The organism is Sphingomonas azotifigens NBRC 15497 (assembly GCF_002091475.1).
GTDB lineage: Bacteria > Pseudomonadota > Alphaproteobacteria > Sphingomonadales > Sphingomonadaceae > Sphingomonas > Sphingomonas azotifigens.
The window spans coordinates 15,752-29,129 of record NZ_BCTR01000009.1 but is presented as its reverse complement, the minus strand read 5'-3'; the positions used below and the strand labels follow the sequence as shown (position 1 = coordinate 29,129).

At 66.1% G+C, this 13,378-nt stretch carries 20 protein-coding genes; 14 read left to right on the top strand and 6 right to left on the bottom strand.

Annotation, left to right across the window (positions count from 1 at the left end; genetic code table 11):
• Nucleotides 1–41: 41 nt before the first annotated feature.
• The 3 genes from SAZ01S_RS04640 to SAZ01S_RS04630 are packed head-to-tail and all read right to left on the bottom strand — an operon-like array spanning nt 42 to nt 1,364.
• Nucleotides 42–230 carry a hypothetical protein gene (locus SAZ01S_RS04640; RefSeq protein ID WP_084580550.1) on the bottom strand — a complete coding sequence of 63 codons (189 nt, stop codon included), beginning with the start codon at nt 228–230 and terminating at the stop codon, nt 42–44.
• A complete protein-coding gene (locus SAZ01S_RS04635) occupies nt 212–424 on the bottom strand; it encodes a hypothetical protein (RefSeq protein WP_084580548.1) in 213 nt (70 codons plus the stop codon). The genes SAZ01S_RS04640 and SAZ01S_RS04635 overlap by 19 nt, the downstream gene beginning before the upstream one ends.
• Entirely contained in the window at nt 396–1,364 is a 969-nt protein-coding gene (locus SAZ01S_RS04630) for a threonine ammonia-lyase (RefSeq protein ID WP_084580546.1), read from the bottom strand. The genes SAZ01S_RS04635 and SAZ01S_RS04630 overlap by 29 nt, the downstream gene beginning before the upstream one ends.
• A 153-nt stretch (nt 1,365–1,517) precedes the next feature.
• Between SAZ01S_RS04630 and SAZ01S_RS04625 the strand changes: the two genes are divergently transcribed.
• Complete coding sequence (locus tag SAZ01S_RS04625) at nt 1,518–2,741, top strand: type III PLP-dependent enzyme (RefSeq protein WP_084580544.1); 1,224 nt, start codon at nt 1,518–1,520, stop codon at nt 2,739–2,741.
• A 185-nt stretch (nt 2,742–2,926) separates the two neighbouring features.
• Nucleotides 2,927–4,006: a 1,9-bis(guanidino)-5-aza-nonane synthase gene (locus SAZ01S_RS04620; RefSeq protein ID WP_084580542.1), complete on the top strand. Its 1,080-nt coding sequence runs from the start codon at nt 2,927–2,929 to the stop codon at nt 4,004–4,006.
• 467 nt (nt 4,007–4,473) lie between these two features.
• On the opposite strand, the gene SAZ01S_RS04615 is transcribed toward SAZ01S_RS04620, so the two are convergent.
• On the bottom strand, nt 4,474–5,247 hold the full coding sequence (locus tag SAZ01S_RS04615) for an SDR family oxidoreductase (RefSeq protein ID WP_084580556.1): 774 nt from the start codon (nt 5,245–5,247) through the stop codon (nt 4,474–4,476).
• 102 nt (nt 5,248–5,349) lie between these two features.
• Here SAZ01S_RS04615 and SAZ01S_RS04610 point away from each other — a divergent pair, with 102 nt between their 5' ends.
• Nucleotides 5,350–5,745, top strand: coding sequence for a winged helix-turn-helix transcriptional regulator (locus SAZ01S_RS04610; protein ID WP_084580540.1), 396 nt, complete (start codon nt 5,350–5,352; stop codon nt 5,743–5,745).
• A 6-nt stretch (nt 5,746–5,751) separates the two neighbouring features.
• Here the strand turns inward: SAZ01S_RS04610 and SAZ01S_RS23545 are convergent, their stop codons facing one another.
• Complete coding sequence (locus SAZ01S_RS23545) at nt 5,752–6,759, bottom strand: extracellular catalytic domain type 2 short-chain-length polyhydroxyalkanoate depolymerase (RefSeq protein ID WP_218018020.1); 1,008 nt, start codon at nt 6,757–6,759, stop codon at nt 5,752–5,754.
• Nucleotides 6,760–6,963: 204 nt separating this feature from the next.
• Between SAZ01S_RS23545 and SAZ01S_RS23540 the strand changes: the two genes are divergently transcribed.
• Nucleotides 6,964–7,842, top strand: coding sequence for an alpha/beta hydrolase (locus SAZ01S_RS23540; protein ID WP_218018019.1), 879 nt, complete (start codon nt 6,964–6,966; stop codon nt 7,840–7,842).
• Nucleotides 7,843–8,050: 208 nt separating this feature from the next.
• Here the strand turns inward: SAZ01S_RS23540 and pspF are convergent, their stop codons facing one another.
• Complete coding sequence (gene pspF / locus SAZ01S_RS04600; protein ID WP_084580536.1) at nt 8,051–9,091, bottom strand: phage shock protein operon transcriptional activator; 1,041 nt, start codon at nt 9,089–9,091, stop codon at nt 8,051–8,053.
• Between the two features lie 402 nt (nt 9,092–9,493).
• Between pspF and pspA the strand changes: the two genes are divergently transcribed.
• The 10 genes from pspA (at nt 9,494) to SAZ01S_RS04555 (ending at nt 13,211) form a co-directional block, all read left to right on the top strand.
• Nucleotides 9,494–10,162: a phage shock protein PspA gene (gene pspA, locus SAZ01S_RS04595; protein WP_084580534.1), complete on the top strand. Its 669-nt coding sequence runs from the start codon at nt 9,494–9,496 to the stop codon at nt 10,160–10,162.
• A 3-nt stretch (nt 10,163–10,165) separates the two neighbouring features.
• Nucleotides 10,166–10,438, top strand: coding sequence for an envelope stress response membrane protein PspB (pspB, locus tag SAZ01S_RS04590; RefSeq protein ID WP_084580532.1), 273 nt, complete (start codon nt 10,166–10,168; stop codon nt 10,436–10,438).
• Nucleotide 10,439: 1 nt separating this feature from the next.
• On the top strand, nt 10,440–10,811 hold the full coding sequence (gene pspC / locus SAZ01S_RS04585) for an envelope stress response membrane protein PspC (RefSeq protein ID WP_084580530.1): 372 nt from the start codon (nt 10,440–10,442) through the stop codon (nt 10,809–10,811).
• 30 nt (nt 10,812–10,841) lie between these two features.
• Complete coding sequence (locus SAZ01S_RS04580) at nt 10,842–11,132, top strand: hypothetical protein (protein ID WP_084580528.1); 291 nt, start codon at nt 10,842–10,844, stop codon at nt 11,130–11,132.
• 11 nt (nt 11,133–11,143) lie between these two features.
• A complete protein-coding gene (locus SAZ01S_RS23950) occupies nt 11,144–11,311 on the top strand; it encodes a hypothetical protein (RefSeq protein ID WP_167693068.1) in 168 nt (55 codons plus the stop codon).
• Nucleotides 11,308–11,637, top strand: coding sequence for a hypothetical protein (locus SAZ01S_RS04575; protein WP_084580526.1), 330 nt, complete (start codon nt 11,308–11,310; stop codon nt 11,635–11,637). The genes SAZ01S_RS23950 and SAZ01S_RS04575 overlap by 4 nt, the downstream gene beginning before the upstream one ends.
• A gap of 14 nt (nt 11,638–11,651) precedes the next feature.
• Nucleotides 11,652–11,918 (top strand): hypothetical protein, encoded by a 267-nt coding sequence (locus SAZ01S_RS04570; RefSeq protein WP_084580524.1) that lies wholly within the window; start codon nt 11,652–11,654, stop codon nt 11,916–11,918.
• Nucleotides 11,919–12,115: 197 nt separating this feature from the next.
• Entirely contained in the window at nt 12,116–12,394 is a 279-nt protein-coding gene (locus SAZ01S_RS04565) for a hypothetical protein (protein WP_084580522.1), read from the top strand.
• A 24-nt stretch (nt 12,395–12,418) separates the two neighbouring features.
• Nucleotides 12,419–12,664 carry a hypothetical protein gene (locus tag SAZ01S_RS04560; RefSeq protein ID WP_084580520.1) on the top strand — a complete coding sequence of 82 codons (246 nt, stop codon included), beginning with the start codon at nt 12,419–12,421 and terminating at the stop codon, nt 12,662–12,664.
• A gap of 142 nt (nt 12,665–12,806) precedes the next feature.
• A complete protein-coding gene (locus tag SAZ01S_RS04555; RefSeq protein WP_084580518.1) occupies nt 12,807–13,211 on the top strand; it encodes a SufE family protein in 405 nt (134 codons plus the stop codon).
• The last annotated feature ends 167 nt before the right edge of the window (nt 13,212–13,378 follow it).

The following is a 13,378-nucleotide window of genomic DNA, read 5'->3' as shown; positions in this document are numbered from 1 at the left end:
CCCGCAAGCGGGAGGGGAGCGCAGTTTGCTAGGTCGCGACCCTACACCGTCCAGATCAGCACGTTCGCCAGAATCACCAGCGCGCAGACCAGCATAAGCACGCCCCGCTGGCGGTCGCCGCGACGGAGCACGGTCACCCCGCCCCAGGCGAGCGCGAACACCGCCAGCATGGCGATGCCCATGGTCAGCGGATAGAGGCCGGCAAGCCCGCTCAGGTCACCACCACCCATACCGTCACGCCGGTGACGAGGCAGACGCAGCCGCACGCGGCAGCCGCCGCCAGCCTGGGCTCGCCGCGATAGGCGATGCGAAGCGCGAACCAGAGAAAATGGCCGAGTACGAGCGTGCCGATGCTGGCGACATGCGCAATCGCCGCGCCGAGCGGACTTCCGCGATCATTCCGTGCCCCCGAGCGTTCGCGCATAGTCCTCCTGGTCGACATTGCCGCCCGAAACGATCACCAGCGTGCCGGGTTCCGCCGGCACCTTGCCCGCCAGCAGCGCCGCGATGCCCGCCGCACCGCCCGGCTCCACCACCAGCCGCAGCTTCGCCGCCGCCCAGCGCTGCGCCGCCCGTATCTCGGCCTCGCTGACCGCCATGCCGATGGATCCGCGCCGCGCGAGGACGTCGAAGGTAAGCGAAGAAACCCGCTGAGTCTGTAGCGAATCGCACGCGGTCGGTGGCGGATTGTCTCCCACCGGTTCGATCCAGCCCGCCTCCAGGCTGCGCCGCATGTCGTCCCAGCCCTCCGGCTCGACCGGCATCACTTCCGCCTCGGGCAGCGCAAGCGCAATCCCGGCCGAAAGCCCGCCGCCGCCGCACGGCACCAGCACGCGCCTCGGCGCCTCCAGCCCGGCATCGGCCATCTGCTTCGCTGCCTCGATGCCCGCGCTGCCCTGCCCCTCGATGATCCAGGGGTCGTCGAAGCTCGGCACCAGTGCGGCGCCGCGGGCATGGGCGAGCTGCTCGGCGATCTTCTCGCGGCTCTCGGTCCGACGATCGTAGCGCACCACCTCGGCCCCCAGCGCCAGCGTTGCCTCCAGCTTCACCCTGGGTGCATCCGCCGGCATCACGATCACCGCCGGGATGCCGAGCCGCTTCGCCGCCCAGGCGACGCCCTGCGCATGGTTGCCTGAGGAGAAGGCGACCACACCCTTGTCGCGCACGCGCGCGTCCAGTGCGGTCAGCCGGTGCCATGCACCGCGGATCTTGAACGCCCCGACCGGTTGCAGGCTTTCGGCCTTGAACGCCACGGCCACGCCCCGCACCTCGTGCACCAACAACGGGGTCGGCGGCAGGATCGCCGCCACCTTCGCCGCCGCGTCGCGGACCCCCGCCCGGGTCGGCTGTCGCAAAATCGTCACAAAAAGCCCTCGCCGTAGAAAAACGGACCCGAGAATCACTTTACACGGGGGTCCGACGCGCATATGTGCGCTCCTCCGCTGCCCCATGGGACTTCCAACCGCAAGGCAGCTTTTCGTCAATGTTTGCCTCGCGGCATTTGGAGGTCCCTTGAGTTGCACAAGCATCATCGCGCGCTGGGGTTAGCGACCACCCGTATCGGCAACCGCGTTGCCGACATCGCTAAGCTTCGTCCGGTCCAGCCGGTAACGCTCGTCCGCCCGCACGCTGCATCGCGTGCGGCCCGGTTCTTCGCAGAGAAGTTCCCGGGTCGTTCGATGTATGCCGTGAAGGCCAATCCCTCGCCGGATCTGATCCAGATCCTGTGGGAGAGCGGAATCACGCATTTCGACGTCGCATCGATCGCCGAGGTTCGCCTCGTCGCCGGTGTCGCGCCGCAAGCAACCCTGTGCTTCATGCACCCGGTAAAGGCTGAGGAAGCCATTGCCGAGGCGTATTTCGAGTACGGTGTTCGCGTATTCAGCCTGGACAGCATGGAAGAGCTGGACAAGATCGTGCGCGCCACCAAGGGCGCCACCGATCTCACGCTGTGCGTACGCCTCCGCGTCTCGTCGGATCACTCGAAGCTCAGCCTCGCGTCGAAGTTCGGCGTCGGCCCGGGCGAGAGCAAGGACCTGCTGATCGCGGTCCGCCAGGTCGCGGATGCCCTGGGCATCTGCTTCCATGTCGGCAGCCAGGCGATGTCGCCGGAAGCCTATGCCAATGCGATGGAGCGCGCCCGCGCCGCCATCGTCGAGGCGGGCGTCACCGTCGACGTCGTCGATGTCGGCGGCGGGTTCCCGTCCAGCTATCCCGGCATGGAGCCGCCGCCGCTCGAGCGCTATTTCGCGACGATCCACCGCGCCTTCGAAAGCCTGCCGATTTCCTATTCGGCAGAGCTGTGGGCCGAGCCGGGCCGCGCGCTGTGCGCCGAATACAGCTCGCTGATCGTGCGCGTCGAGCGTCGTCGCGGCGACGAGCTGTACATCAACGACGGCGCGTACGGCGCGCTGTTCGATGCGGCGCATATCGGCTGGCGCTTCCCGGTCCGTCTCCTCCGCGAGCCGGATTCGAACGCCAAGGACATGGGCTTCAGCTTCTACGGCCCCACCTGCGATGACATGGATCGCATGGCGGGCCCGTTCGAGCTGCCGGCCGACATCCAGGCGGGCGACTATATCGAGATCGGGATGCTCGGCGCGTACGGCGCGGCGATGCGCACCGGCTTCAACGGCTTCACGGCGGGCGACACGGTGATCGTCGACGACGAGCCGATGGTCTCGCTCTACACCGGCGAAGACGAGGCGGCTGCGGTCCCCTCGAACGTCGTCAAGCTGTAATCAGCACGTCTTATCCGACCTCGCTCCCCTCCCGCTTGCGGGAGGGGTCGGGGAAGGGCATGGCGTGTTCCTGATCGGGAGCGGCTGAACAGCCCCTCCCCCGACCCCTCCGCCAGGCGGCGGGGCAAATATGGGTTTCCGCGTCCCCTTTGAATGACGGCGGCCATGTGAAAATGGGAGTTCCCATGACCGACAGCCTCACCAAGACCGCGGCGGCCAACGCCCCGATCAACGATACCCGCAAGGCCGAGCTGCTTTCGAAGCAGGTCAAGCACATCGACATCAAGAGCTTCGACGCGCGTCCGATCGTCGACGCGATGAGCGACATGAGCTTCACCAGCCGCGACCTCGGCCGCGCCACCAAGATCTACAACGACATGCTGGCCGACAAGGACTGCACGGTCTGCCTCGTGATCGCAGGCTCGACCTCGGCCGGCGGCTGCATGGACCTCTATGCCGAGCTGGTGCGCAACAACATGGTCGACGTGATCGTCGCCACCGGCGCCACCATCGTCGACATGGATTTCTTCGAGGGTCTGGGCCACAAGCACTATCAGGCGCTCGAGATCCCCGACGACGACACGCTGCGCTCGCTCTACATCGACCGCATCTACGACACCTACATCGACGAGGAGCAGCTCCAGGACTGCGACTTCACGATCAACAAGATCGCGAACGAGCTGGAGCCGCGCGCCTATTCGAGCCGCGCGTTCATCCGCGAGATGGGCAAGTATCTGTCGGAGCACGGCAAGAAGGAAAACAGCCTGGTCAAGCTCGCCTATGAGCATGACGTGCCGATCTTCTGCCCGGCGTTCGTCGACAGCTCGGCGGGCTTCGGCCTCGTCAAGCACCAGGTCGACCAGATGAAGGCGGGCAAGCCGTACCTGATGATCGACGCGGTCGCGGACTTCCGCGAGCTGACCGAGATCAAGATCCAGGCGGGCACCACCGGCCTGCTGATGATCGGCGGCGGCGTGCCGAAGAACTTCATCCAGGACACCGTCGTCTGCGCCGAGATCCTCGGTCACGAGGACGTGGAAGTGCACAAGTACGCGGTGCAGATCACCGTCGCCGACGTGCGCGACGGCGCCTGCTCGTCCTCGACGCTGCAGGAAGCCGCCAGCTGGGGCAAGGTGAACACCGGCATCGAGCAGATGGTGTTCGCGGAAGCCGGTTCGGTGATGCCGCTGCTGGCGTCCGACGCCTACCACCGCGGCTACTGGAAGGACCGCGCCAAGCGCGGCTGGGCGAAGCTGTTCGCCTGAGCCGCACGGGCGAGCCTTGCTCGCCCCGAGACGGCGAAGGCCGGCCGGCGCGGCCCCGCCGCGTCCGACGTCGCGGGAGTTACTCCCGCGACGGCCCATCCGGAAAAACGAAACGGCCGGGGAGCGATCCCCGGCCGTTTTGTTTTGGAAGTAGGGGGCACTTTAGCCCCTCCCCTTCAGGGCAGGGCTATCGCATTTGGCAAATTTGCTCCGTCATCCCGGCGAAAGCCGGGATCCATTGCCCTCGACGCGGGGGGAAAGAACCGCCATTTCAGCGCGAATGGATCCCGGCTTCCGCCGGGATGACGATTGTTTTGGACGTGCCGTCGTCGCGAGGTTCCAAATGCGATTGCCCTGCCCTTCAGGGGAGGGGTTGGGGTGGGGCAGTGTCTCACCGAGACCAACTTCTGGTCTGGAATCCCTCCACCCCCAACCCCTCCTCCAAGGAGGAGGGGCTTAGTTTCATGTCACCCCTCCACCGCTTCCCGCGCCGCCTTCGCCATCGCGGTCAGTTGTGCCAGCGTCTCCTCGAACCGCCCTTCGCGCTCGGCGTTGCGGAGGAACTTCACGCGCTCGACCAGCACCTCCTTCGGCGTCGGCGTCTCGCCGAACAGCGCCAGTACCTCGTCCGCAAACTCCTCGAGCGGCTGGTAGCCCGGGCGCTGGCTCTGCCCCGGGGTCAGCTCGGTCTGCACCGCAGGCGGAGCGAGCTCGATCACCTCGACCTTGCCGTCCAGCACCGCGCGCAGCGACACGGTGTAGCTGTGCATCGCCGCCTTGGTGGCGTTGTAGGTCGGAGTCGTCACCAGCGGCACGAAGGCGAGCCCTGAGGTGACGTTGACGATTGCCGCGTCGGGCGTCGCTTCGAGATGCTCGACCAGCGCGTCGATCAGCCGGATCGGGCCGAGCAGGTTGGTGGTGATCGTCGCCTCGGCATCGGCGAGGTCGCGTTTCGCATCGAGCGCCTCGAACCGCATGATCCCCGCATTGTTGATCAGCACGTTGAGCCCCGGATGCGCCGCCAGCAAGCGCCCGGCGAAATCCGCCACGCCCTCAGCGCTTTCCACGTCGAGCGTCATCGCATGCATGTTCGCCCGGCCCTCGCAGGCCGCTTCCAACGCCTCGCGCCGACGCCCCGCAACAATCACGGTATTGCCGGCATCGTGGAACCGGTGCGCGAGTGCTTGCCCGATGCCCGAGCCGCCGCCGGTGATCAGGATGGTGTTGCCTTGAGTCTTCATCATCGCCTCCAGTGCTGATTGCTGGCGGCGATGTACGCCGCTAGGCTCCCAACGAAAGAAGGCACCCGAAAGATTTATACGCACCCGAAAGAGAGTGACCCGATGCCCGCTGCCGTCCCCCATGCCGACTATCCGGAGATGGACCCGCGCGTCGAAGCACTGGTGACCGAGGTGATCGGCCGCGTCGCCGACAAATGGACGATGCTGATCCTCGAAACGCTGACCGAGCAGGGCGAGTTGCGCTTCACCCAGATCGGCAAGGCGGTGCCGGGCATCAGCCAGAAGATGCTCACCCAGACGCTGCGCCAGATGGAGCGCGACGGGCTGGTGATCCGCACCATCCATCCGGTGATCCCGCCGCGCGTCGACTATCGCCTCACCGACCTGGGCGGAACACTGGCGGAGGCATTTTGCGGCGTCTGGATCTGGGCCGCCGCCAATCTGGAGCGGATCGAGGCGGCGCGGTCAGCATTTGACGAACGCGCGCGCACGCGCTGAGATCGCTCAGCCGGCCGTCAACAGCCGCGCCACCATCTGGTGGACCGCACCGATCTGCCCGCCATGGCGCAACTGGAAACCGAGGCCGGTATAGCCCCACCAGTCCCAGCAGCCATAAGGATTCATGGCCAGCGGGTTCTTGTCGACCTGCGGATAGAGCATGATGATGCCATTCTTGTCGGCCCAGCGGTTATAGCCGAGCTTGGCGTAGATCTCGTCGCTGCCCAGCGAGTCCGCGCTCTGCAGGCAGCCATGGAACACGACATGCACTGCGCAGCCCGCACCCGCGCGCCTGCAGCGCGCCGGCACATAGGCATAGCCCTTGTCGGCCATCTGGCCGGCATCGCCACCATATAGACGCTGGTCGAACGCGATCGGCTTGGCCGACAGCGTGGTCGCCGCGGGCGCTTTGAGCCCATAGATATGATCGAGCACCTCGTGCGGCTGGTCGTAGAAGGTGCTGCCGACCTTGCACTTCACCACATAGGCCTTGTCCGTCGCGCTGCATTTGCCGCCCACGGTCGCCGAGACGAAGGCGTGGCTTGCGGGCAGCGTGTCGACGAAGCGCAGCGCCGGGCCCGCCACGCCTGCGGTCACGTAGAAGTTGAAGACGCTGCGCATCATCGCCGGCGCCACCACCGTGTCGTTCTGCCCGGTGAACAGATAGACGCGCTGCCGGGCGATGTTGGTAGCCGCATCGATCGTCCCGGCCTTGGCGAAATCGCGGACCGCGGACCAGCTCGACGTTGCCGACCAGGGCTTCTGCATGCACTGGCCGATCGGGTCCGCCGAGAACACGAAGCCGCAATTATAGAGGCCGCCGGCGACCACGCCGACACCCATCACCTCGCTTGACCAGGCAACCGAATATTGCACCGCCATGAAGCCGCCCGAGGAAAGTCCCGATACGGAGACTTTCGTGGAGTCACCGCCCAGTGCGGGCAGTTCCTGGGCGGTGACATGGCCCGGTACGGACAGCACGAAAAGCGACAAAAGGGCCGACAAGGGACGCATGTTCACCCCCGAGTGACATTGACGATCCGCGCCTCGGCTGCTGCATGGCAGCCGCTGAGCGCCCGTGCGACCCGGCTTGTTCTTACCACGACTCGCTGTGCCAGCGAAGTAAAAAGCCCGGAAAAGCGCCTTTTCGTTCGCCCGCCCGATGCGATATGCCACTTGCTGCCGGCAACCTGTTGTCGGGCAAGAAAGGGGTTGCCGATGCTGCGTCCGATGCTTGCGCTGCTGCTGCTCGCGACCACCGCAGGCCCGGCATGGGCGCAGAACAACGCGCGCGCCGTGCTGAACGCGGCAAAGGCCCGCGTCGCGGCACCGGCGCTCGTCGCAGCCTATGGCGCCGATCCGCTGCAGAAGGGCGAACTTCGCCTGCCCAAGGGCAAGGGCCCCTTCCCGGTCGCCGTGGTGATCCATGGCGGCTGCTGGAACGCGAAGATGGAGGATTGGCAGGGCACCGCGCCGCTCGCCGAGGCGCTCACCGCGCGCGGGATCGCCACCTGGAACATCGAATATCGTCGCACCGGCAATCCCGGCGGCGGCTATCCCGGCACGTTCGAGGATGTTGCCGCCGCGACCGATTATCTGGCCGTGTTGGCCAAGACCCAGCCGCTCGACCTGCGTCATGTCGCCATAGTGGGACATAGCGCCGGCGCGCATCTCGCGCTGTGGGTCGCAGCGCGGCCGAAGCTGCGCGATCCGCTGGCCGGAGCGATGATGGTCAAGCCGGAGACGGCGGTGGCGATCGACGGACCCGGCACACTCGCGCCGTTCGTCGGCATCGACGAACAGATCTGCGGCGCGCCCGCGATCGTTCCGTTCATGGGGGGCGCCCCGGCCGACAGGCCAGCCGCCTATGCGCTCGCCAGCCCGCAGGAGCATCTGCCGCTCGGCGTGCACCAGCTGGTGGTGCTCGGCGCGCTCGGCATGATGATGGAGCCCTACACCCAGGCCGCGCTCGCCTCTGGCGATACGGTGGTGAAGCTCGCCCCTGGCGGCGCAGACCATTTCAATATCATCTTGCCGGAGACCCCGCAGGGGAAGCAGGTCGCGGACTTCATCGCCGCGCAGGCATTCGGGGAATAGCGGCCCTTGGCAACACCCTAGGTCATCCCCGCAAAGGCGGGGATTCATAGACGCTGAAGCCGCGGTTCTTTCCACCTACGTCCTGGCAAATGGATTCCCGCCTCCGCGGGAATGACGATGTATGGCTTGAAGGGCCTCACGCGCCCATGCGAGCGCCTGCACCCTTATCGCTAATCGCTCGCAACAATATCGCGAACGGTTCGCAATATCACACTCCCGCCCCCAGCAGGTCATGCCGCCGGAGCGCATGTCGCAGCTGGTCATAGGTCAGCCCCAGCGCCTCGGCCGTCGCGCGCTGGTTGAAGCGGTGTTCTGCCAGCGCCTGCGAGAGGAGCTGCTTCTCGAACCGCGAAACGCGCGTCTTGAAGTCCCCGCCCAGGTCCGCGGGGTCGGGCGCCGCCGCGGGCGTTGCCGCCGGCGCCGCCGGTTCGGCCGGCTTCTCCACCGGATTCATCGACGAGGCCATGGGCCGCGGACGAAAGGGCGAGGCAAAGGGATCGATCTCGATCCGGTCGATCGGCCCGCCCTGCTCCCAGCGATAGACCGCGCGCTCCACGACGTTGCGCAACTCGCGGACATTGCCCGGCCAGTCATAGGAGAGCAGCGCATCCAGCGCATGCGGCCCCCAGCCCGGCCAATCCTGCCAGCCCAGTTCCGACGCCATGCGCCGCCCGTAGAAATCGGCCAGTACCTCGACGTCGCCACCGCGGTGCCGCAGCGGCGGCAGGGTTACCACCTCGAAGCTCAGCCGGTCGAGCAGGTCGGCGCGGAAGGTGCCCTTTTCCACGCGGTATGGCAGATGCTCGTTGGTCGCCGCGACGATGCGCACGTCGACCCGCACCGGTCGCGACGCACCGATCCGCGTCACCTCGCCATATTCCACCGCGCGCAGCAGCCGCTCCTGCGCCCCCATCGACAGCGTGCCCAGCTCGTCGAGGAACAGCGTGCCGCCATCGGCCTCCTCGAACCGGCCGGTCCGCGCCTTGGTGGCGCCGGTGAACGCACCTGCTTCGTGGCCGAACAATTCGGCCTCGATCAGCGTCTCGGGAAGTGCCGCGCAGTTCATCGTGACGAGCGGCTGGTCCCAGCGCGGGCTCAGGCGGTGAAGACGCTCGGCGACCAGTTCCTTGCCGGTACCGCGCTCGCCGATCACCAGCACCGGGCGATCGAGCGCCGCCGCCCGGCTCGCCCGTTCCAACGCGTCAAGAAAGGCCGAGGATTGGCCGATGACCTGGGTAATCCGCTCCATGCCGCAAAGCTTGGCGAATTTTCCCAACTATTAGCAAGGGCATTTTGTAAACTACACTTGTAGTCAATACAAGAATCTCGGTTTTCCGCCATTTTCGGAACTTGGCACGCCTCCTGCAAAGATGGAGGCAAGCCCGATGACGGGCAGCCACTTCAACCTACCAAGGTTCAGGACAGATACGATGAGCAACCAGATCAACACCCTCCGCACCGCCTTCGTGGCGATTTCCTTCGCCTTCCTCGCCAGCGTGGTTCTCACCGCCGGCGCGGTGGCCCCGGCGATCGCCTGAGGCGGGCCTATGAGGTCTCCCGGCACTGCCTCCCTCGGCGGTGCCGGAGCCGCCGGAAGGGCCCCCATCCCTTCCGGCGGCACCCCCGAAGAACATACGAAGGAGCGCAAATCATGGGTATCTTCTCGCGAACCCGCGACATTATCGCCGCCAACGTCACCGACCTGCTCGACAAGGCGGAAGACCCCGCCAAGATGATCCGCATGATCATCCTCGAGATGGAGGAAACGCTGGTCGAGGTTCGCGCCAGCGCCGCCCGGACGATCGCCGATCAGAAGGAAATGCGCCGCCACATCGCCAAGCTCGAAAAGCTTCAGGACAGCTGGACCGAAAAGGCCGAGCTAGCCCTGTCGAAGGACCGCGAGGACCTCGCCAAGGCCGCGCTGGTCGAAAAGCAGAAGGCCGCCGACATGTGCGACCAGCTGCAGCAGGAAATCGCCGTGCTCGACGATGCGCTCCGCGCCTCGGAAGAGGACATCAACAAGCTGCAGAACAAGCTGCGCGAGGCCCGCACCCGGCAGAACTCGATCGTCGCCCGCCTCGAAAGCGCGAACAACCGCGCCCGCTTGCGGGAAATGACCAACGGGTCGAAGATGCAGGACGCTTTCTCGCGCTTCGACATCCTGGAACGCCGCGTCGATTTGGCCGAAGGCCGTGCCGATGCGATGGGCCTGGGCGGCAACCCGAAGACGCTCGAAGAGGAAATCGCCGAACTCCGCTCGTCGGAAAAGGTCGATGCCGAACTCGAAGCGCTGAAGGCTCGTCTCAACAAGGGAGCCTGACGCGTGAACGAATTCCTCATCCCGGTCTTCGTCTGTGCCATCCTCTTCCTCGGACTGCCCTGGATCGTCTTCCACTATGTGACCAAGTGGAAGCAGGCCGGCACCATCACCCGGGAAGACGAGAACCTGCTCGACGACCTCTACCGCACGGCGCGGATGCTCGAAGACCGGCTGATGACGGTAGAACGCATCATCGCCGCCGATAACCCCGACTACCGCCCGCTCTCGGCCCAGCGCCCCGAGCAGGCGCCATACGATCCTTCCCGGAGGAACTGAGATGTCCGCTCGCACCAAATTCTATCTCGATCGTCAGAACCGCAAGTTCATGGGCGTCTGTGCCGGCCTGGCGGATTACACGGGCATCGACGTGACCTGGGTGCGAGTGGCCACCGTGCTGCTCACCGTCGCCACGGGCTGGGTCGCGCTGGGCTATTTCGTGATCGCCTGGCTCGCCAACCCCAAGCCGGTGGGCCTGTACGACACGCCGGAGGACGAACGCTTTTGGCAGGGCGTCCGCTCGAGCCCCAAGCGCTCGACCGCCGAGGTCCGCTCGAAGTTCCGCGACATTGATCGCCGGCTTGCCGACATCGAGCTGTTCTACACGAGCCGCAACACTCGGCTCGCCGACGAGATCGACAGCCTGCGCTGAGGCGCAGGTCGTCAACAGGGAGGCACGACGATGAACTGGGGTGGTCCCGAATTCGTGATCGCGCTGATGGCACTCTCCACCTTCGGGTGGCTCGCCAACAACTGGATCCGTGCCAAGCACGGCTATTCGATCAGCGACGATCACGGCGAGAATATTCACAAGGCCGATCCCGACGCCGACCGCAAGATCAGCCTGCTCGCAGCCGAGAACGAACGGCTCGCAGGCCAGATCAGCCGGCTGGAAGACCGGATTTCCGTGCTCGAGCGGATCGCCACCGATCCTGCCGAGCGCACTGCCCGCGCGATCGATTCGCTGCGCTGAGGAGACAATCGATGTTCGAGATAGACATTGTCCCGCCCTCGCTCCTTAGCTGGGTCGTCCTGGCCGGGATCACGCTCTTCATTGCTGCTGCCGCAACGGGGATCATCGGTCCGCGCCGCCACGCCAAGCAGCAGCGCGACCGGCAACCTAGCGATGCCAAGACAGGAGACGACCGATGATCGAAGTAGCGCTCGCACCGTTCCTGCCCTGGATCATCCTGTCGGGCATCTCGCTGGGGTTCTTCGGGATCGCCGCGGGGATCTTCAGCCACTGGCTCCGCATCAAGCACGGCTATCCGCTGGAAAATGCCTGGGGCAAGTCGGTCTATCCGCAGCGCAACGACGAGACGGTGGAGCGGGTCAAGCTGCTCAGCCAGGAAAATGCGCAGCTGCGCGCCGAGCTCGGCGCAGTGAAGGACCGGCTCGCCAATGTCGAACGCATCGTGACCGATGGCGCGCACCAGCTCGATCGCGAGATCGACGCGCTGCGCGGCCGCTCGAACTGAAAGGAACGCACGCCATGCTTTCCCCCATCCTCATCCCGATCCTTGGCATCAGCTGCGGCCTCGTGGCGATCATCGGCGGCGTGTTCTTCCGCCCGCTGTTCAAGCTCTGGGAGCGCCGCATGGAAATCGAGGCCGGGCTCGCCGCCGAAAAGGCCGCGCAATACGCCGCCCAGACCCAGCGGCTCGAGCAGCGGGTGCAGGTGCTCGAGCGGATCATCACCGATCGCGGCATGGCGCTGTCCGACGAGATCGAAAAGCTTCGGGATGCGCCGCTGAACTGAACGGCGCCTTCCACCCTCACCCAACGCAAGGAAATTTCGATGATTATCATGCTCGCAGTGCTTGCCGCGCTGTGCGGGGGAGCTATTGCCCTCGCCGAAAGCCGCGATCGCCCGCGCCGCCGCGCCCTCCGCGCCGCCCAGGCATCGCAAACAGGGAACTAAGGCGCCACGCGCGCCAGTTAGGGGAGTAAGGTGCAATGAACCCGTTCGAAATGGTCGTGGCCATCATCGTCGTGATCACGATCGGCAAGGTTCTCCAGGCGCGCTACGGCGTGATCAAGGGGGGCCGCGGCGACAGGATGGAAGGCCTCTCCGCCCGCGATCCCGCCGAGACGTTCGAAGCCGACCGCCTCCGCGACGAGATCCGCGCCCTCAAGGAGCGCGTCCAGGTGCTCGAACGCGTCATCACCGACAACGAAACCAGCCTGCGGCTCGATCACGAGATCGAGAAGCTGCGCGACAAGAACCGGATCTAAGCCATGTTTCTGGGAGCGAACCCCATGACCAGCGACCCGCAAGTCACCATCACCCTCGCCGTATCGGGCCTGGCCGGGCTCGGCATGCTGACCGCCGCGGCGCTGTCCGGCTGGCGCGGCTGGCTGGCGCTGAAGCACCGCGAGCTGCAGGAACTCCGCCGGCCGGAACCCGCAGCAGCGATCCCCAGCCCCGCCTCGCGCATCGAGCTGGCGGACCTCAAGGAGCGCATTCGCAAGCTGGAAGCGATCGCCGCCGGGGTCGACCTGTGAGCCAGGCCACCCCGCCGGTGACGGACACCCAGCCGGCGCCGGCACGGGCACCCCGCCCCCGGCTCAGCCTGCGCTACGGCACGACGACGACCAAATAACCGCGAGGCTGGAAAATCCCGGCCGGGCCCGCTAGCGCAGCCCGATGACCAGCCTCGCCGATCTCCAGGAAGAATACGGGTTTCTCGACGCCGACGATCGTTATCGCTTGCTGATCGATCTCGGCAAGGCGCTCGAGGACATGCCCGATCCGCTCAAGACCGATGCGACGCTGGTGCGGGGCTGCTCGGCCTCGGTGTGGGTCTATCCCACCCGGCTGGAGGACGGCCGGCTCCACTTCCTGGCGGATTCGAATGCCGCGATCACCAAGGGCATCATCGCGCTGGTGCTGCTGACGGTGCAGGACCGTAGCCCGGACGAGATCCTGGCGACCGACATCGAAGGCGCACTGGCACCGTTCGACCTCAAGAATCAGCTCAGCTCGAACCGGACCCAGGGCATTCCCAACATGATCGCGCTGATCCGCGAGACGGCGGGACGGTACGCGTAAGCCCCTCTCCACGCGCGGGAGAGGGCAAGCCGTTCGCTTCAGCATGCTACACGTCATCCCCGCGAAGACGGGGATCCATTGCCGCTGAAAGCGCGGTTCTTTCCCCAAGCGCACTGGCGAATGGATTCCCGCCTTCGCGGGAATGACGATGGGAGGTTGGAGAGGGC